Annotated in this window: 12 protein-coding genes; 6 read left to right on the top strand and 6 right to left on the bottom strand. The window is 32.2% G+C overall.

Annotation, left to right across the window (positions count from 1 at the left end; all coding sequences use genetic code 11):
- Positions 1-31: 31 nt before the first annotated feature.
- Complete coding sequence (locus EDC58_RS07035) at positions 32-1,324, bottom strand: flagellar hook-length control protein FliK (protein ID WP_123352811.1); 1,293 nt, start codon at positions 1,322-1,324, stop codon at positions 32-34.
- 105 nt (positions 1,325-1,429) lie between these two features.
- On the opposite strand from EDC58_RS07035, the gene typA reads away from it, so the two are divergent.
- From typA to rdgB, 6 genes are all read left to right on the top strand, one after another.
- Entirely contained in the window at positions 1,430-3,241 is a 1,812-nt protein-coding gene (gene typA, locus EDC58_RS07030; protein ID WP_123352810.1) for a translational GTPase TypA, read from the top strand.
- 112 nt (positions 3,242-3,353) lie between these two features.
- Positions 3,354-4,787 (top strand): TolC family protein, encoded by a 1,434-nt coding sequence (locus tag EDC58_RS07025; RefSeq protein WP_123352809.1) that lies wholly within the window; start codon positions 3,354-3,356, stop codon positions 4,785-4,787.
- Positions 4,784-5,827 (top strand): efflux RND transporter periplasmic adaptor subunit, encoded by a 1,044-nt coding sequence (locus tag EDC58_RS07020; RefSeq protein ID WP_123352808.1) that lies wholly within the window; start codon positions 4,784-4,786, stop codon positions 5,825-5,827. Before EDC58_RS07025 ends, EDC58_RS07020 begins: the two co-directional genes overlap by 4 nt.
- Positions 5,827-9,345: an efflux RND transporter permease subunit gene (locus tag EDC58_RS07015; protein ID WP_123352807.1), complete on the top strand. Its 3,519-nt coding sequence runs from the start codon at positions 5,827-5,829 to the stop codon at positions 9,343-9,345. The genes EDC58_RS07020 and EDC58_RS07015 overlap by 1 nt, the downstream gene beginning before the upstream one ends.
- Before the next feature lie 34 nt (positions 9,346-9,379).
- Positions 9,380-11,455: an EAL domain-containing protein gene (locus tag EDC58_RS07010; protein WP_123352806.1), complete on the top strand. Its 2,076-nt coding sequence runs from the start codon at positions 9,380-9,382 to the stop codon at positions 11,453-11,455.
- A 2-nt stretch (positions 11,456-11,457) separates the two neighbouring features.
- Positions 11,458-12,042 (top strand): RdgB/HAM1 family non-canonical purine NTP pyrophosphatase, encoded by a 585-nt coding sequence (rdgB, locus tag EDC58_RS07005; RefSeq protein ID WP_123352805.1) that lies wholly within the window; start codon positions 11,458-11,460, stop codon positions 12,040-12,042.
- On the opposite strand, the gene EDC58_RS07000 is transcribed toward rdgB, so the two are convergent.
- The 5 genes from EDC58_RS07000 to EDC58_RS06975 all read right to left on the bottom strand — a co-directional run bounded on the left by EDC58_RS07000 (position 12,035) and on the right by EDC58_RS06975 (position 20,985).
- On the bottom strand, positions 12,035-12,931 hold the full coding sequence (locus EDC58_RS07000) for a hypothetical protein (RefSeq protein WP_235823194.1): 897 nt from the start codon (positions 12,929-12,931) through the stop codon (positions 12,035-12,037). The genes rdgB and EDC58_RS07000 overlap by 8 nt on opposite strands.
- Before the next feature lie 43 nt (positions 12,932-12,974).
- Positions 12,975-14,792, bottom strand: a complete 1,818-nt coding sequence (locus EDC58_RS06995; protein WP_123352803.1) for a polysaccharide deacetylase family protein — start codon at positions 14,790-14,792, stop codon at positions 12,975-12,977.
- Between the two features lie 147 nt (positions 14,793-14,939).
- Positions 14,940-16,259, bottom strand: coding sequence for a glycosyltransferase family 2 protein (locus tag EDC58_RS06985; protein WP_123352801.1), 1,320 nt, complete (start codon positions 16,257-16,259; stop codon positions 14,940-14,942).
- On the bottom strand, positions 16,253-19,660 hold the full coding sequence (locus EDC58_RS06980) for a tetratricopeptide repeat protein (RefSeq protein ID WP_211325237.1): 3,408 nt from the start codon (positions 19,658-19,660) through the stop codon (positions 16,253-16,255). The genes EDC58_RS06985 and EDC58_RS06980 overlap by 7 nt, the downstream gene beginning before the upstream one ends.
- Positions 19,657-20,985 (bottom strand): hypothetical protein, encoded by a 1,329-nt coding sequence (locus EDC58_RS06975; RefSeq protein ID WP_123352799.1) that lies wholly within the window; start codon positions 20,983-20,985, stop codon positions 19,657-19,659. The genes EDC58_RS06980 and EDC58_RS06975 overlap by 4 nt, the downstream gene beginning before the upstream one ends.
- Positions 20,986-20,996: the final 11 nt, after the last annotated feature.

The raw sequence follows: 20,996 nt of genomic DNA, 5'->3' as shown, positions 1-20,996 counted from the left end.
TCCTTTTTTTAAATATAAGCAAAAGTCGTTCCTAAGCGTATGTGTAAGGAACTTCGATTACTATTTCTTCTAAATTGTCTTGAGTTTGTTTGTATTTTTGTTGGTTTTGTCTTTGGTGTTGCTGTTGATTTTGTTGATTGGTATTAAAGCTCATATTTACTTCGCTATATCCCATATTAATAAGGTTTTGTTTCAGTTCGTTTTGATGCGTTTGGATGAAATTTAGGGTTTGGGTGGTGTTTGAATTGATTTTTATTTGTAGATTTTCCCCTCTATGAATCAGAGTCACTTCCACTTTACCCAAATCTTTAGGGTTCATTTCTATAGATATTTTGGATAGAGGCGGTTTGTAATCTTTTATCGCTTCATGTAAGTCGTTTGAGAATTTTTGGATCGATTGTTTCGCTTTTATTATGTCGTGTTTTATTTGTGTTTGTACGCTTTGGGCTATTGTTTGGTTTATGGAGTCGTGTTTTTTTTCTTTCTTTTCTTGAGGTTTGTCGTTTAATAGAGTTTCAAGAGATATTTTTTGGGAGATTTTAGGCTCTTTTGATATTTTGATATGCTCGTTTTGAGGTTGTATTTGTTGGGTTTTTATATGTTTTGAGACAATTTCCGAAATAGGAGATTTTTTTGTTTTCGTATTTATAGTTTGTGTCGGGTTTAGAGGTTTTGTTTTTTGAGATAGGTTTATTTTAGGCTTTGGCAAGTTTGAAACAACGATAGGCTCAGGGTTTTTTTGAGGTGCGTTTTTTGAGATTGTGTATTTTTGAATATCTTTTGATATTTTTACTTTTTCGATATTCAGACCTTTTTTGTTGGCAAAAGTTATTAACTCTTTTAGAGATTTTATTTTTTTAAACTCTTTTATTTCCGTTTTCGATAATTTTATGTTTTCTTTTTCAAAAACGCTTTTTAGTTGTTTTTTTATTATCTCTACTTTTTTGTAATTTTTTTCTTTTGTTTTGACTTCAAATTCGGATATTTCTATTTTTTGTGTTTGAGGTTGGATTTGAGTGTTTTCCAAAAGGTCGCTTATGGAAGTGACTTTTTTTTCTTTTTTTGGTTCGGCAGTGGTTTTGATTTTGGGCTTTTGATTTTCGAAAAGAGAGATTATTTTTTCGAATTTTTCTTTGTCTTTTTGCGGAAGTTTTTTTAGTATCTCTTTTAAATCCTCTTTTGAGATGTTTAGAGATTTTAGTAAATTGAGAAATTGATTTTTATCTTCGCTTTCATCAAAAAGTTTCAGTAAAAAATTTTCGTTTGTTTTACTTAAGCCTTTAATCTCTTGATTTTCGGTGATTTTTAGCAGTGCCTCTATCATTAAAAAGCCTTTTTTTACCAAAGAAGCAAAATCCGTTCCTTTTTCGCTTCTATACTAAGATGAGTTTATTGGATATAATTCCAGAAAATTTTTTAAAGGCAATTAATGAAAAACATTAGAAATATTGCGGTTATCGCTCACGTTGACCACGGTAAAACTACACTTGTAGACGAACTTCTAAAACAATCCAACACTCTTGACGCAAGAAAAGAGCTTGGTGAGAGAGTTATGGATAGTAACGATTTGGAAAAAGAAAGAGGAATTACTATTCTTTCTAAAAATACGGCAATCAGATGGGGAGATTATAAAATCAATATCATCGATACCCCGGGACACAGCGACTTTGGTGGAGAAGTCGAGAGGGTTTTAAAAATGGTTGACGGGGTACTTTTGCTTGTTGATGCGCAAGAGGGTGTAATGCCTCAAACTAAATTCGTTGTTAAAAAAGCACTTTCATTAGGGCTTAAACCTATCCTTGTAGTGAATAAAATCGACAAACCCGCAGCAGAGCCGGACAGAGTGGTGGATGAGGTTTTCGATCTTTTCGTAAGTATGGGAGCAAATGAAGACCAACTCGATTTTCCTATTATTTACGCAGCCGCTAAAAACGGAATAGCAAAATGGGATTTGGAAGACGATAATGAAGATATGACTCCGATTTTCGAAGCGATTACAAAATATATCCCTGCGCCTGCTGGTGAAGAAGACAAACCTCTTCAAATGCAAGTATTTACACTTGATTATGACAATTACGTCGGAAGAATCGGTATTGCGAGAATTTTTAACGGAACGGTAAAAAAAGGTGAAGCCGTTACTCTTGTAAAAGCCAACGGAGAGAAAATTCCCGGAAGAATTACTAAGCTTATGGGATTCTTGGGGCTTGATAGAATGGAGATTGATGAAGCAAAAGCCGGAGACATCGTAGCAATAGCTGGATTTGAAGCCCTTGATGTAGGTGATACGGTAGCGGATAAAGATAATCCTGTAGGACTTGACCCTCTACATATCGAAGAGCCGACAATCAGTGTTATTTTAAGCGTAAACGATTCGCCACTTGCCGGGACTGAGGGTAAAAACGTTACCGCTCCGAAACTAAGAGACAGATTATTTAAAGAGATGCAAACGAATATCGCAATGAAAATCGAAGAGCTTGGTGAGGGTAAATTTAAAGTTAGCGGAAGAGGGGAACTTCAAATCGCTATTTTGGCTGAGAATTTAAGAAGAGAAGATTTCGAGTTTTCTTTATCAAGACCTGAAGTTATTATTAAAGAAGAAAACGGAGTTAAGTTGGAGCCTTACGAATACGTAGTGGTTGACGTACCTGACGAGTACAGCGGTGCCGTAATTGAAAAATTAGGTACAAGAGGCGGGATTATGAAAAATATGATGCCTCTAAGCGACGGAACTACGAGAATAGAATTTGAAATGCCTGCGCGCGGACTTATCGGATATAGAGGTGAGTTTATGACCGATACTAAAGGTGAGGGTGTTTTAAACAGCTCGTTTTTAGATTTCAGACCTGCAACTACAAAACCTTACACGAGAAAAAACGGAGCTTTAATCTCTATGGAAAACGGAACAGCGACCGGGTATGCTATATTTAACCTTCAAGAGAGAGGGAAAATGTTTATTAAACCGGGAGATAAAGTATATAACGGAATGATTGTCGGAGAGCATAGCAGAAGTAACGACCTTGAAGTAAACCCTATTAGAGGTAAAAACCTCACAAACGTAAGGGCAAGCGGTAGTGACGAGGCTATTAAACTCGTACCTCCTGTAGAGATGACGCTTGAGAGAGCCTTAGAGTGGATTGAAGATGACGAGCTTGTAGAAGTTACTCCAAAATCAATTCGTGTTAGAAAAAAATATCTTGACCCTACCGAGAGAAAAAGAATGAGCAGAAAAAAAGATAAATAATTCTTTTTCTCTTCTTCAAATCGGATAAAAATTCTCCCATAATTTTTTCTTATAACATGTGTTAATTAATAATTAATTTGTTAAAATTCGCAAAACAGTTTAAAGGAGCGGTATGAAAAAATTCTTATTACTCTCAGCCGCTTTGTCAAGTATGCTTTTAGCAAAAACTATAACGTTTGATGAGGCGTTAAAGGAAGCTTTAAGCAACAACCTGGAATTAAAAGCTAAAAAGCTTAATATTGACAAAGCAAAAGCTGATTTAAAGCAAGCAAAAGGTATGGACTGGGGGAAGCTTACTTTCTCTGAAGAAATCAGCAGAACCAATAACGCAATGTATGTGTTCGGAATGAAGCTCGAAAGCCGTGAAGCAACTTTTAGAGATTTCGGATTTGCGGATTTTTTAGGAGGAGTAGCTCAAGTTCTTCAAGCATCTCCTGATTATGATACGTTTAAAAGTTATATGACGAATCCTGCTATGGCTGCACAATTATTAAATACTGCGCCTAAAGATTTGAATTATCCGGGGAGCAGAACGAATTTTAAGACTAAATTCGTGTATGAAGTGCCGCTTTTTACGGGATATAAGCTAACATATGCAAAAGAGATGGCTAAACTTCAAATAAAAGCGAACAAATATAAATACGCACACGATAAAAATAAACTCGCTATCGAAGTTTTAAAAGCGTACAACGGAGCGGTCGCCGCTAAAAGTTTTGTAAATGCACTTGAGACCGCTAAAAAAACAACAACTTCTTTTATAAATATGATTAGTGCGTTTTATAAAAACGGAATGGCTACTAAAACCGATCTTTTAGAGGCAAAAAAAAGAGATAATGAAGTAAACGCAATGCTAATAGAAGCCAAAAACAAATATAAATTGGCGCTTGCATATTTGAGATTTTTGACTGACGATAATGAAATTAGCGATGTAGGGGATTTTAAAATTATTATTCCTCAAAACGCTTCTTTAAAAGAACTTCAAAAAATCGCTCTTCAAAACAGAAACGACTTGAAATGGATGAAGAGCAATTTAAAAACTATGGAGAAAAAAGTAAAATTCGATAAAGCCGATAAATATCCGATGGTCGGAGCTCATCTTGAGTACGGATGGAACGATAACGCTTTAAATAACATTTCGGCGGATAAAGATTATTATCTAATTGCTGCCGGACTTAAATGGAATATTTTGGATAAATCTACCGATGCTAAGGTAGAAAAAAGTAAAATCGAAGCGAATCAAGTCGCTTTGTATTACGGATATATGAAAAAAGGTATCAAACTTGATGTTGAGCAAAAATATTTAGATTACAAAGCGAAAAAAGCCGTAGTTAATGAAAAACTTACAAATAAAGAATTAGCCGAAGAAATCCTAAAAAAATACACTTATATGTATAAGCAAGGGATGATAAACATTACGATCTTACTTATGAAAGAAGCGGAAGCTAGAAAAGCCAGAGCCGAACTGATAAAAGCAAGATATGACGAAGCGCTTGCCGCTGCGAAACTAAAAGAAGCACTTGGAGATTTAGTAAAGGAGAGTAAATGAAAAAAATATTAGCTTTAGCGTTAAGTGTTGGGGCGCTTTTTGCGTTTGAGTATGCCACTGCAAAAAAAGAGACTATCAATATCACAAGAGATTACGTTGCAAATGTATATTCTCCAAAGCAAGTAATGGTAGCTACTAGACTTATGGGGTATATTAAATCTATGCCCGTTGAAGAGGGTGATGTTGTAAAAAAAGGACAACTGCTTTTTGAGGTTGACCCTGCAGATATCTATTCGATGCTAAATCAAGCAAGAGGTGCCGTTTTACAAGCTAAAAGCGGTGTTTTAATGGCCGAAATGGCATATGCCGATGCATTGAAAGATTATGAAAGATTCAAAAATCTATATAAAAACGGAGCAGTTAGTAAAAGAGATTTCGAGAAAATGACTTTAATGAAAAATATCAGAAAAAAACAAGTCGATATGGCTAAAGGAATGTTAAAACAAGCAGAAGCCGGACTTGCAAGAGCCGAAGCTCAACTTAAATATGCAAAAGTAACTTCTCCGATTGACGGTGTGGTTACGATGAAAATGAAAAAAGTAGCCGAAATGGCACTACCTGGGTATCCGGTGGTAGTTCTTAGCGATATTCACGTATTAAAAGCGAAAAGTACGGTAAAAGAGAGCGATATCGATAAATTTAAAATCGGTATGCCTGTAAATATTTACGTACCTGCACTTAAAAAATCTTTCCCTGCTGAAGTTTCGACTATTATTCCGGCAGGTGATAATATGACTCATTCTTTCGTTATTAAATATACTTTTGAAAATCATCAAGGACTTTTACCTGGTATGTATGCAAAAGCAAAAATCGTAGTCGGTAAAAAAGAAGCTGTAGTCGTACCGTTTTCAGCACTTACTACAAGAGCCGGAATTGTCGGTGTTTTTGTAAACGATAACGGAGTTGCGAGATTCGTACCTGTAAAACAAGTAGGACAAGTTGGAGATAATATTGCTGTTACCGGCTTAGTCGGTGGAGAGGAAGTTATTTTATATCCGCCTGCAAACCTTGAAGACGGACAAAAAATAGAGGAGCAATAATGGAGAGACTCAAACAGCTAAAAGCTCTTTTGGAAGCGAAAAGAAAAGAGCTTGAATCGAAAAGAAATTCCGCTTGCGATATAAACGAATTAAAAGCTCTTGAAGCCGAGCTTGCTTCTTTGGAAGCCGAAATTAAAGCCAAAGAAGCGGAGCTTAACGCTTTTGAAAAAGAAGTAAAAGAAAAAGAAGAGGAATTAAAACACGTAGAAGAAGAGCTACAATTAAATATCGCGGGTAAACTTGCGAGAACTTTTCTAAAAAACCCTCTAACACCTGTTCTTGCAATAGTATTTATGCTAATGGGACTTATTGCCGTATTATTTACACCTAGAGAAGAAAACCCTCAAATCGACGTACCTGCCGCAAACGTAATAGTTGTATATCCGGGAGCGAGCTCAAAAGAAGTTCAAAACGTTATCGTCGATCCGCTTGAGAGAACTCTTAAAGCCATGACCGGTGTTAAACACGTTTACGGAATGGCTATGAACAGTGTAGGTATAGTAACCGTTAGATTTAAAATCGGTCAGGATAAAGTTAGAAGTATGTCTAAGCTTTACGATAGAGTAATGCAAAATATGGATAAACTTCCTAAAGGCGTAATGCCGCCTCTTGTAAAACCTATCGATATCGACGAAGTGCCTATTGTTACGTTGGCTTTATCGAGCGATAAATATAACGATGCACAGCTTTATAGAATAGCTCAAAGATTGTTGTCTCCTATCGCCGAAGTAAAAAATGTAAGTATTATCGGTATAAAAGGGGGACATAAAAGACAGTTTAATATTATTATAGACCCTGAAAAACTTGCGGCTTATCATCTTTCACTCGGTCAAATCGCAATGGCTCTGACAGGAAGTAATAAAGACTATCCTTTAGGAGGAGTCGAAAAAGGAAAAGTAGCTATTCCTGTAGAGTTCGACGGATTTATCAGAAACGTAAAAGATGTTGAAAATCTAATCGTTGCAAACTATATGGGAAGACCTATTTATGTAAAAGATATCGCAAAAGTTGTTGACGGAGTTGATTATCAAAACAAACACAAAACTACGTTTATAGGCGGTAAAGCTTTTTATGACGATCCTAAACTTAGCGGAAAAGAAATTAATAAATTCCCTGTAGGTAAAAAACTTACTCAAGTTACTATTTTCGTAGGTAAAAAAAGAGGAAGTAATGCCGTTTTCGTAGCTGAAGACGTTCTCAAAAAAGTAGAAGAACTTAAAAAAGACCTTCCAAAAGACGTGCATATTTACGTAACGAGAAACGACGGTGAAAAAGCAAACCATGCGGTTAACGAGCTTATTTATCACTTGTTTATTTCACTTGGGATTATCGTAATTCTTTTAATTATTATGCTCGGTTGGAGAGAAGCTTTAATCGTTGCATTTACAGTACCTTTGATTTTATCGATTACATTATTTATCGGTATGCTTGCAGGTCAGACAATTAACAGAATTACTTTATTCGCTCTTATCTTATCCTTAGGATTATTGGTCGATAGTGCGATTATCGTTATCGAAAATATTCATAGACACTTTGAAATAGGCGATAAACCAAGAGAATATGCGGCCGTATATGCGACAAACGAAATCGGAAATCCTACAAATATTGCGACTTTAGCGATTATTTTGGCTTTCGTTCCTATGTTTTTCGTAACGGGAATGATGGGTCCATATATGAGACCTATTCCGTTTAACGTGCCTATTGCTATGATAGCTTCGCTTGTTGTTGCTTATATCTTTACGCCGTGGGCAGCTGTTAAATTCTTACCGGAACACAAAAAAGACGAACATCACGAACCGTTTGATATCAGAAAAACAAAAACGTTTAAAATATTCCACGGTATTTTAGATCCGTTATTAAATTCAACGTTTAAAAGAGCGGTATTCTTTACGGTACTTATTTTGGCGCTTCTTGGAAGTATGGCATTGCCTGCGTTTAAAATCGTACTTTTCAAAATGCTTCCGAGTGCGAATAAAAATACTTTCAACATAACTATAGACTTACCAAAAGGTAGTTCGATTAAAGCTACTACGGAAGTTAGTAATTGTGTGGCGAGTATCTTAAAAAAAGAGCCTGAAATTCACGATTTCGAGCAATTTATCGGTATAAGTGGAGTTGTTGATTTTAACGGGTTACTTAGAGGTACTTCTATGAAACAAGGCGAAAATTACGGAGAAATTAGAGTAAATCTCTATCCTAAAGAAAAAGGAAGAATCGAAAGTTCAATCGATATGGTTAGTAGATTAAGACCTATTATTCAAAGTAAATGTAGTTTTCATAATGCTAATATTAAACTTGTAGAAGACCCTCCTGGACCACCTGTAATTGCGACACTATTAATGCAAGTATTCGGTGGTGACGAGCAAGGAAGACTAAAACTTGCGAATTACATAGAAGAAATTTACAAAAAAACACCAAGAGTTGTCGATATCGATATTATGAGAGATAGACAAATCGTAAAATATAAGATTATTCCTGATAGAGAAAAAGCGGCACTTCTTGGAATTAGCGTAGATCAAATTGCAAATGTTTTAGGAATGGGATTAAAAGGAGCGGTTGTAAGTGTAGCTCATATTCCAAGTGAAAAAGAGCAAGTGGGAATATTCGTAAGATTTGACAAACAAGCAAGAGATAATATCGAGGCTCTTGATAAAATCAAACTTATGTCTATAACGACTCATAGATTAGTACCGTTAAAAGAAGTGGTAAAAGTAGTGCCTGTAGCGTATGACGGTATGATTACAAGCAAAGACTTAAGACCTATGGTTATGGTAACGGGAGAAATGGATAAAAGAGGTAGTTTATATGCACTTCTTGATGTATTTAGTGAACTTAAAGATAAAGGAATTCCTGGATATAAAATTATTTATGACGGAAATCCGAGACTAAATCTTCAAGCAATCGACCTTAAAACAGGTAAAAAATACGACCTTATTTGGGGAGGTGAGTGGGAGCTTACATTCGACGTATTTAGAGACTTAGGTAGCGCGTTTGGTGTAGCGGTAATCCTTATTTATCTATTGATGGTAGCTTATTATAAAAACTTCAGAGTACCGAGAATCGTTCTTGCGGCGGTACCTTTAACATTTATCGGGGTGCTTCCTGGGCATGCGATTATGAACTGGATTACGTTGGCGTTTTTCCATTCAAAAACATACTTTACCGCAACAAGTATGATCGGATTTATTGCGCTTGCGGGTATTGTTGTTAGAAACTCACTATTACTAATTGACTTTACAAACGATTTAATAAAACAAGGAAGAAGTATAAACGAAGCTGTAATCGAAGCGGCGGCAACGAGATTCAGACCGATTATTTTAACCGCACTTGCTATTATTTTGGCATCTACGGTTATCGTACTCGATCCGGTATGGCAAGGACTAGCGGTAGCATTAATTTTCGGAGTTTTAGCTTCAACACTACTTTCTGTCGTAGTTGTGCCGATATTGTATTGGAGATATTTAAAATCACAAGAGAAAAAAGAGAAAAAAGTAAGATACGGTATGGAGGAAATTTAACCTCCTTTTCTCTTTTTTAAAAATAAGGAAAAAGGTGAGTTTAAAAAACAGAATTGCTTTTACGATTATATTAAGTAGTTTCGGTATATTATTAGTCCTTGTTATTTTGTATAAATACATAAACCATATCGTTGTTTTACAAGAGGTAGCTAAAGCTAGACTTGAGAGTAAAACTATTTATTACTACAGGGAATATCTTGCTAAAGTTTCTCCGAATATTTTGGTAAAAGATAATAATCTTTCCTATTTTTCATGTACTCCCGCATTTGCTACTAATCAAGTGGCAAAAATGATAAGAGACAAAGAACATTTGTATATCAGACAAGTTTCGGATAGATGGAGAAGTCCTTATGACAAACCAAATTCTCATGAATTAAAAGCTATAAATTATTTTAAAACACATCCTAAAGCAAAAGAATTTTGGGAAATACACGACCCGCATAAAAATGTTTCAATGGGTGGGAATTTAAAACATATTTTTTATGCTTATCCTCTTTATATTGAAAAATCGTGTTTGGTTTGTCATGGAGACCCTAAAAAAGACGTTCCACCTAAACTTTATAAAATTTTGCTAAAAGAGTATGGAAATAGGGCATTTTATTATAAACTCGGCGAACTTAGAGGAATTATTTCTATAAGATTACCTTATCAACAGGTTCAAGAGAAGATTTTTTCGGTGTTTTTGGTTATTAGTACCATTTTATTTATAGCATTTTTGATAGGTACGTTTATTTTTGTAAAATTAAGTAAGAATATTACCGACGATATAGATAAGATTTTACAATTCTTTAAAAGAAAAATAGCAAACAACGACTATTCCATATTACGTAAAAAAATGAACTTTATAGAGTTTGAGAAGTTGAAACAAGAAATAAATAAAACGATAAAAACTATTAAAGATTATCAAGAAAAATTAAAAAGAAATCCTATTACAAAACTTCCTAACAGAATGCAGTTTTTCGAATATATTGAAAAAAACAAAAAACCTATTATGGTTGTGAATGTCGATAAATTTAGAGAAATCAACAGTTATTTTAATACGGAAGTCGGTGATGAACTTATTAAACAAATAGCAAAGAGATTAAAAAAATTAAGAACTAAATTTAATATAAAAATTTTTCATCTGGATATTGATGAATTTGCAATCGTACCTATGAATATTGCGGAAGATAAAGAAGTAATTAAAAAATTTGCCGAAGATATTTTAAAAGAGCTTGAAGAGCCGTATTTTATTTTTAATAATGAAATTTTAGTTAGATTTAGAATGGGAATCAGTTATAAGAAAAAAGAATACTTAAGAGCTGAAATGGCATTAAATAAAGCAAAAGAGATAAAAAAAGATATCGTATTCGGTACGGATGCTTTTGAAACTAAAGAAAATTACGGAGAACATATTAAGTGGCTTAAAAAACTTAAAAATGCTATAGAACATGATAGAATAGTTCCGTTTTTTCAACCTATTTACGATAAGAATGAAAAAATAGTCAAATATGAAGCTCTTGTTAGAATGATTGACGAGGACGGAAAAGTTATAAGTCCGTTTTTCTTTCTTGAAGTTGCTAAAAAATCTAGACTTTATCTAGAGATTACTAAAATTATGCTTTCGAAATCACTAAAAGCTATAAGAGACAAAAACGTATCGATTTCTATAAATATTACTCTTGAGGATATGGAAGACGAAGAGATGAGGGAGTTTATAATTAAAAAAATAGACGAATGTATTTACAAAGATAAAGTAACATTTGAAATCGTTGAAAACGAAGATATAAGAGAGAGTGAGGTAATAAAAGGATTTTTGGATTCTTTAAGAGCAAAGGGTGTTAGTTTATTTATTGATGATTTCGGTAGCGGTTATGCAAATTTTGATTATTTGTTAAAATTACATCCTGACGGTGTAAAAATAGACGGAAGTCTTATAAAAAATATTTTGACAGATAAGAATTCTCAAGTTATGGTAAAAACTTTAATTAATTTCGCAAAAGAGAGTGAAATATTCATTGTTGCGGAGTTTGTTGAAAATAGAGAAATTTTTGAGATGTTAAGGGATATGGGAGTTGATTACTTCCAAGGATATTATTTCTCTCCTCCAAAACCCGATATTGAAGGATAAAAATGAGAAGAGTGGTTTTAGCAAGCGGTAATAAAGGTAAAATAAGAGAAATTAAAGAACTTTTAAAAGATTATGAAGTAATTCCTTATACCGATTTGATAGATAAATTCGAAATTGAAGAAAACGGAAACACTTTTAAAGAAAATGCGATTATTAAAGCAAAAGCTGTAGGAGAAAGATTAAAAAACGAAATAGTTTTAGCAGATGACAGCGGAATAAGCGTGCCGGCTTTTGGGGGAATCCCCGGAATATATTCGGCAAGATTTGCCGGCGAGGGAGCAAGTGATAAAGATAATCTTTATAAACTTATTGAAGAGCTTAAAAAAAGAGGAATCAAAAAAACACCGGCATTTTATACTGCTGCAATAGCGATATATACTCCATACGGAATATTTACGACTCACGGATTTATGAGAGGTGAAGTGATAGATGAAGCGAGAGGTGATAAGGGCTTTGGATATGACCCTATGTTTATTCCTAAAGGTTATGATAAGACTTTAGGTGAACTTGAAGAGGAAGTTAAGAAAAGTTTTTCACATCGCTCAAAAGCTTTGAGCTTGGCAAAATATATATTGGATATTATTTAAGTTTTATAAATTCGCTAAAGGATACTTTTTTCTTTCCGTCGGCATTTTTGATTCCGAAATATTTTTCCGCAGTTTTAAAATATCCTTTGTGATTTGGTACATCAATGTAATTAAAAAGATTTATACCTAAAAGATTTGCAGAATTTTTCATTATCGGTAGTACTTTTTGAAATGTTGCAAAAACTTCTTTTTGTATGTTTTGTGCTTTGTAGCTTGAGATGGCAATATAAGCTAAAAAAGTAGGTTTGTTATATTTTTGGTGTAGATACTCTGCAAATGCGAGTGCTCTATAAGGTGTATTTAAGATTTGCTCTTTTTTATTACGAGTAACGGCTCTCATTTCTTGAAAAGCAATAAAATCACTAAGTTTTGCGCTGTATTTAAGCGATTTACTATTTAAATTCCAATTATATTCATCCCAAATTTTATTATAGTCGCCAAAATCCCCTAGACATACTCCCACTTTTGCGTTTTTGTCGTATTTTTTTATTAGGAGAATGGATTGAGCTTGTAATATATCAAAATCTTCACTATCATTCATTCCGTTTTCGTTGTATTCCGGATTTAAAATAACGATTTTTTTGCCTTTTATTTTTTGTAAATATTTTGCGAATTTTTTTAAAGTATCAAAATATTTAGTTTTATTTTTTTGTACGAACTTAGGTGAAATATCGTCTGCAAACCAATAAAAAATAAAAATAGGAGTATATCCTTTTTGTACAAAATCTTTGTTGATAGTATTCGACGGATACCAATTTTCTTGCCAATTTCTCGTAATCCACATTGATATTGCGTTTACGTTTTTTGCTTCGTTTTTTAGTGCGTAAGAGAGCGGTATTCTTTTTGAAAAAGGGCATTTTTTATAATATTGGCTTCCGTTTGCACTCATACAAACGTTAAAACCTCCTACGCCAATGTAAAAGGCGTGGAGATTAGAAGCTAACAAAAAGAATAACGGTAGTTTTAGGAGGGATTTTATTGATTTCAACATCGCTGTATTCTCTCGTTTTTTTAATTATCTTAACTTTTGTTTGAATTAATTCCGGAATTATTTTTTTAATTACGGTATCAGGATGATAAACTCTAAATTTTCCGTTTATTATCGGGTAATTTGAATTGTTTGAAATTTTAATTACGGTTTTGTTAGCGAAATTTTCAGTATCTATTTTTAAATTTTTAAGAATAATTGCTCTTTTAGCTATGTCAATCCCTTTCATAGGGGAAATTTCAGGATGTTTGTTTAAATAATCGAAATATTTGGCACTGACGTCAAGATTTGTTTTATAGCTTAAAAGATGGGTGTGAACGCTTAATGTAAAGAGTGCGTTCATTTTCGTAAGCATATACGTTTCTTGGATAATTTTGTTTAATATCTGTTTTTTATCCCAGTTGAGTTCGATTACATAAGTATAGTCATCGGTTCCGTGTCTAGGAATAGTGATTAAGCCTTTATAATCTTCTCTTGGTAAAAGATGAGGTTTGATTTTTTCCATAACATAAATATAACCGGCTTTTCTTAGCCATTTTTCCATTAATTTGTCTATCTCTTCTCTTGGAGGTCTAAAACCGTATATTTGTTTGCCGGTAATTTTTTCAAGTACTTCTTTTGAGCCTAAAATCTCTTTTTTTACTTTTTCTTCACTTGCTCCTAAAATTTTAGAGTGAGTCAAACTATGAGAGCCTATTTCAACATTCGGAAAAGTTGCAGCTTCTCGCGTAATTTTAGGATGTTTCATCGCAAGGTCGGCTACGCAAAACAGAGTTACGTTTATGTCTTTTTGTTTTGCAAGGCGTGCGAAATGTATCATATTTTCGTATTTGTATTCTGTGTCTTCAGATATAAAAATTACAGATTTTTGGTCTATATACGGATAAGGTACGATAGTAATATGATTTTGAAAATAATTGAAAATATTGTTAAAAAGAAATTTAAAATCATTAATAGGCATATCTATTAATACATATTGAGGAAAACTAAAATAAAACCATTTTCCGTTGCCGTAAAAACCGTGCCATATTATTCCCGCATCGTTTACTGGAAGAGGAGTTGAATTTATTTCGGGGGTGGATGTTATAGCCCAGTTCGTTAAAATTGCATCAGGAATGCTTTTTGATTGAAATAGAGGCAAAGTGTCGTTTCCGTATAATACTAAATCGTGACGTTTTGTTTTTTGAGATGACATACCGATAGGTGATAATACTTTTGGAATGTAAAAAAGAGGGTGGGTTTTCGTAATAGTCTCTTTTAATTCTTTTAAGGATGTTATTTTTGTAATTCTTTTTGACTTCACAAAGCGGTTTTTATCAAAATAGCCGAAATGATAGTTGAAAACTATATTACCGCCTTTTTTTAAAAACTCTTTTATTCTTTTGAAGTTTTTATTACTTATTGCGTAATCGTCAAAAATTAATAAAATATCTCCTTTTTTTAGTTCTGAAACTTTTTCATTCGAAATGTATTTGACGTTGTAACCTATTTTTTCAAATTTTTGTTTTAATTTTTCTAAGTTAGTTAAATAGTTTTTTGGAGATAGTTTCATTTTATTAAAAAAATATTCTACGTTATCCTCACTTTTTAATAAATAGATCGTCTTAGAATTTTTTATCGTTGGAATAAATGAAAAATTAGGTGCGGTTTTAGGCCATAATTGATAAAAAATATATCCTGAAACCAGTATCATTAAAATTAAAGATAAAAACGCAAAAAGTGGATATATTTTATTCGAAAAATATGTATTTGCCGCCGACATCTTCCAGTACCTCCTCGTATATTAACTCTTTGGATATGTTTTTTTTAACTCTTTCTCTGGTTTTATATAAGAAGTATGTTATTACTCCGAAAACCAGCGTAATAATCGTGATGATTAATATTAACATAGATAAAAATGCAAGTAAATTCATAAGTTTCCTTTCCTTTCAAGTTTTCCCCAAGTCATTTTTATACCGAACCACTCTTCTATGGTTGAGAAAATTTTTGCAATATTTATTATTGTAATAAAAAACAGTCTGTAAAATACCGCATAAAAAACTAGTGAAAGTTTTTCGTTGGTTATAAGTATACAATAAAGTGCGCCCGCCATATCTAGAATCGTGAAAATACTCCACCAATAAAAAATCAAAATACTTACTCCGGAAAATAGAGATAAATAGATAATAAACATATTCGTCCATACGTCCATAAAAGGCCAAAATACAGATTCAAAAAGCATATACCACATCGTAAAAGAAGCGGCAGGATTTTTTCTAATGTTCCACAAAAGCCCTTTATGTTTTTTTATCGCTTGTAATATACCTCTTGTCCAGCGATATCTCTGTTTTATCAAATCTAGCAGATGTTCCGGAGCTTCGGTATATGCTACGGCGTCCGATTCGAAATCGATTTTGTATCCTCTTGTGATTAATTTTAACGTAACGTCGCAATCTTCCGCAAAAGTATCGCTGTCGTATAATCCTACTTCGTAAAGAGCGTCTTTTCTAAACATTCCAATAGGTCCCGGGATAATATTTACAAGTTTTAAAAGAGCTTGACCGTTTCTTACCATATTAAGCCCTTCGATATATTCCAGGGCTTGAAGTTTTGTTAAAAGGTTAGTCTGATTACTTACATAAACAGAACCGGCAACAGCTGCGATATTCGGGTCGATAAAGTATCTCTCCATTAAAGTAACGGCGTCTTTTTCCAGCTTTGAATCGGCATCAACTACCATAATTAGTTCGCCTGTTGAGTGATGAATACCGAAGTTTATAGCGTTTGCTTTTCCGCCGTTTGGTTTTCTTAAGACTTTTACTTTTTTGCCTTTTGAATGCTTTTCGTAATATTTTGCCACTTCGCTCGTTCTATCCGTAGAGCCGTCATCTACTACGATAATTTCAAGGTTTTGATATGACTGATTAACTAACGATTCAAGAGATTTACCTATTACGACCTCTTCATTATATGCCGGAACGATTATGCTTACTCTATGATTTAAAGTTTTATTTATCCTTTCAAGATGTTGTTCGTCTGCGGTTTTGAATATAGTTTTAAGAATTGAAAAGAATAGTAAAAGCATATATCTTAAAATAACAAGAGAAGTAAAAACTAAAATAACGCCCACGCCTATTTTTACGACGATATTATTAATCGTGTAAAAATTATAATAAAAACTATATAAAACGAATCCTAAAAGTACGATTAAAAATAGGCTGAATCCTATTATGAGGATGTTTTTTACCATTTTTTACTTAGCTCCCATATACATTCGATACTTTGATATCCTTTAGTAGTTACAGATGAGGTGGAAGAATTGCTTATTTCACAGCCTAATTTTGAAAAAAACGTTTTATAATTAATAGTTTTTACGTATCCCTTTAACGAATAAAGGTATGTTTTATCCCAAAAACTATAGCCGATTCCACCTTGCATATGAGCTTTTAAGTTTTTGTTTAAATTTTTATTCAATTTTACTCCAACTATATTAGAATCGGTTTTTTTCGGAGAATAATAACAAGTTGTTGTTTTGGAATTGAATTGATACCATCCTGAAAAATAAAACGTACCGGTAAATTTTTTATTTTTAAATCCGTAGAAATCATAATCTATTTGAGGAGTGATTACGTTATTGTTATCATCAACCTTTTCATAAGCAAGCGACCACCAAAGTCCTCTTAAAGCGTCAAGCTGAGTATATTTTGTGATTTCCGTTTTTATTTTAGTATGATTTGTAGAACAAACCGTTCTTCTTGAATAGACCATATTGTGCTTGTTTATGAAAAGATTGAAATCATTTACTTTCGTATGAAAATCAAAACCGATTGATTTTTTAGTAGAAGTGTCATAAAAGATATCTGCCGTGAATTTATCGTTTTTGTATCCTATACCGGCTAAAGAAGCGTTTTTTGTTCCTTTTTCTTTTAAGTGATACCACTTAAAAAGTGCAAAAACGGAATAAAAGTCATTATTTTTATAAAACTTTGCTCCTAAAGTGTGCATAGTGGTATTTTGATTATCGCTAAAATAATCATAATCTATATCAATTTGCCAGGGCAAGGCCTTTTGTTGATATTCGTTTATTGTAATCGTTTTTGGAGTTAGTTTAACTACTTTTAGTTCCGATATATTTAATACTTCGTTTTGAGGTTTTATTCTTTTTTTAAGCCCAGGGGCAAGTGCTATTTTTTCAGTGTTTTTTGTATATTTTTTTGTTTCTTTGGTAGTGTTTTCTTTGGTTTTGTTTATTGTCGGTACGACTTCCAGTTTAGGAGTTTGTTTCTTTTTGATTTTATTCAGGTTTTCTTTTATATATTTCTCAAGTGAATTATTCGGATTATAGGGAGTATATTCTCCTGCTTCCCATTTTTCTTTGATAATTTTACAAACTCCGTTTTTGCATTTAATCCATAAAGTTTTATAACCTTTGTCTTTTCTTTTTTGAGAAGCATAAACCTGATAAAATCTTACGACGTAAACGTCGCCTTCTTTTTTGATTAGAAGCGGATTATAAATACCCACACTTATAAATCCTGCATTTTTAAAAATGTTTTGTTTTCTTAATCTCCAATAGGTGTTATTTGAAATTTTTTTGTCGTAAAATTTCGCATATTTTTCAAAGTTCATACCCTCCCAAGCTTTTTTCCAATCTTCTATAAACGCTTTTAGTTTTGGAGGAAGAGGTTTAGGTAGAGAACTTAGAAGTTTTTCATAAATTTTTTTAGCCTCTTGGATTTTTCCGCTTTTTTGAAGATTGTAAGCATAATGATATTCTATTAACGGAGTTTTTTTAGCCCACATAAGTAAGAAAAACTCACCTGCTGCGTTGGCATAATCTCCCGTTTTTTCTAAAGTATAAGCATACTTTTCTCTTACGTCATAATCATCAGGATTTAGAGATAAATATTCATGATAATAATCTTTAGCAGTTGCATAAAGATTATTGAAATAAGCCCTATCTCCGTAAACCAGAAGTTTTTTCGCTCTATTGTTAAAATACTCGTCTATAGTAGCCGCACTAGAAGAATCGACAAAACGAGGGTTGATTTTTAAAATTTTAGCTTTTAAAATAGCAGCTTTTTTGAAATTAGGATATCGCTTTAAAAGTTCGTCAAGTACTTTTAAAGCTTCTTTATTAAAGCCGTTCCAATAATATCTTTGAGCTAGTTCTAAATATGCCTCTTTTGTATTTTTATAGTTTGCATAATATTCCCAATCTCCAAAACCTTTATAATAATTTTTCAATTCCAAATAAATATCCCCAAGTGTTTTATAAATTTCTATTTTTTCAGGATGAAGTTGGAGATATTTTTCGTAATAGTAAGCAGCTTTTTGGTAGTTTTTATCCATATAGTAAAGGTCGGCGAGTTTTAAAATATATTGTTCGTTACCAGGGTCTTTTTTTAAGAGTTTTTCGTATTTTGCAATAACGGGTTTTATGTTCCCGTTTAGAATCATTAAAGCTTCTTTTACTTCTTCGTCATTTGGGTTTTGTTTTAGAAGTTTTTGGAAAATTTCTTTTGCTTTTTGGTTTTCGTTTTTCCACATTGCAATAAATCCGAGCATTTTTAACGCTTCATATTTTTCTTCCGGATTTCCGTGGTCGTATACGTCACTGAGATAGATTATTGCTTTTTCATAATCTCCTTGCCATGCAAGTATTTTTCCAATTAAAAGTTTGGCTTTTATATTGTTTTGAAATTCCTTTAAATATTTCAGAGCTTTTACGGTATCTCCGTCCCATGTTAGGATTTGAGCGAAGAAAATTTTTGCTTTATTGTCCGCAGGATTGTTTTTAATATATTCTTGAAGAAGTTTATAAGCTTTTTGTTTATCGGTGTTATAAATGGCTAATATAAGTGGTTTTAGGTTATCAAAAGTCGGGTTGTCTTTATATTTTTGATAAAGAGAATCGATATACTCTTTTTGAATTTTTGCAATTTTTTGTTGATATTCTTTTATTAATTTTTTATTTTTTGTTGTGTGAGATAAGCTAAGCAGTAGTTTTTTTGCGTTTTGAATGTCTCTATTTATCAAATAAAAATCTAAGAGTTTTTTTGCATATTCTATGTTTCCTGTCGAGTTGTATAGTGTTTTGAGATATTTTTCCGCTTTTGGGTCTCCTAAATAATAAAGATCATAAGCAGTAATTTCATAATAATCTATTGTTTTTTTATTTTTGGCGTGTTTTAGAACATTTAGGGATTTGTCGTATTTGCCCTCCCACATATATACTCTTGCGACTTTAAAAATCGAGTCGTCATTTAAGTTTTCATATCCGTTTAGTTTAGTATAGTATTCGAAAAAATTCATTAAGTTTTTATAATCGTTTTTTTCGTAAAGTGAAGAAATATATTCGTTTGGAGCTGAGAAATATTTTTTATATTCTTGTGCATTTTTTAATATTTCTATATTGTGTAGTAACTCTTTTGCTTTTTTATTTTTAGGATCAAGTTTTAAAATTTCTTCAATGATTTTTTTTGCTTTTTGAAGCTCTAATTTTTTTGTGTAATAGCTGGCTAAAATAAGTCTGTTTTTTATATCTTGCGGATGTTGTTTGATATATTGTTGTAAAGATGTCACATCGATTTGTAGTTCTTGAGAAAACAGTAAAGAACATGCCAGTAATATTAAAATCGATTTTTTCATTTGCAAATCCCTTTTTCTTTCCATTCTATGGCTTCTATCAAGGTATAATTTTTCGCTTTTATTTTGTTTTTTATACCTTTTTCAAAAACTTCTTTATTGGAATTTATAAAACAGATGTAAGTTTTTTGTCCGTCTTTAAATACTATATCGTGATTTCTTACTTTTTGTAAAATATTAACTTCTTCCGTTTCACCTATAAATAACGTGAAGTAAATTCTTTCGTTATAAAAAGTTTCTAAAATTTTGCAAAAATGTTCGAAGTTTTTAATTTCTCTTTGTTTTGGAAGATGATTTATTTTTTCGGTATAAAAAAAGTTTTTCGTAAGTTTTTCAATCGTAAAAATATATTCTTCTATGTTGAAATTTTTAGGCATTACATCGTAACATCCGGCATATACCGCTTGCATTTTATCATCGACTCTTACGTAGTCTTTGTTTAAAATATAGATTATATTCGAATTTATACCTTTGTCTTTTACAATATGACACATTTCAAAATTAAGGTCTTTTTCAGGAGGATTATATATTACGATTTCAGGATTTTCTAAAAGTTTTGAAATACTTTGAGTTATTGATGTGGCGATTTCTATATTGAATATTTTTTCGAAAAGATATTTGTTTAGTTTTATTAAATATTCGTTTTGAGACATTATTAGCATTTTATTATCTATAGTTTTGTTGTTGTATTGTGATGAAGGAACATTTTCTTTTTCGTGTGGAATTAAGACCAGTTCTTTTTGTTTTTCAAAAATATAAGATAACGGTGTTATAGGGAATAGAGAGCTTATAATGTTGACGATTCTTTTTTCTTTTTTTTCTATTTCAAAGTCGATATCGCAGTAATTTTCAATAACTTTTTGAATAATGGTATCTTTTTTTGAAGTTATTAGTAATTTAAAGTTTATCTCTTCTTTTAACTCTATTAAAGAATCGATAAACCATTTTGCGTATTCGTATTCTTCTTCGCTAAACATCAAATCGGCTCTGTGAAAAATGATGCTATCAGGTTTCGTGTCAAAAATAATATGTTTAATGTCTTCGATTAGGAAATCAAACCCGTATTTAGCTTTTATCTCTTCCCAGTTTTCTTTTAGGCATAAATATTCTGTGTTTTGTAAAAGGGTGTTGATTTTTTGATCGTTTAAATCTTCTATCGTTTTTATTCTTTTATTCATTAATGATTTAGGAATAGTCGATAAAATCAAAGTTTTCGAGTTTAGGTCTATATTGCTTAATAAAAATAAGGAAAATGTTAATTTACCGCTTTTATTTTCACCTTGAGTTAAAACAATTTCACTTTTCTTTATTGCGTTTATTAATTCCATATTTTGCCTTT

The sequence above is a fragment of the Caminibacter pacificus genome (genome assembly GCF_003752135.1).
Lineage (GTDB): Bacteria > Campylobacterota > Campylobacteria > Campylobacterales > Nautiliaceae > Caminibacter > Caminibacter pacificus.
This window is presented reverse-complemented; position numbering and strand designations above follow the sequence as displayed.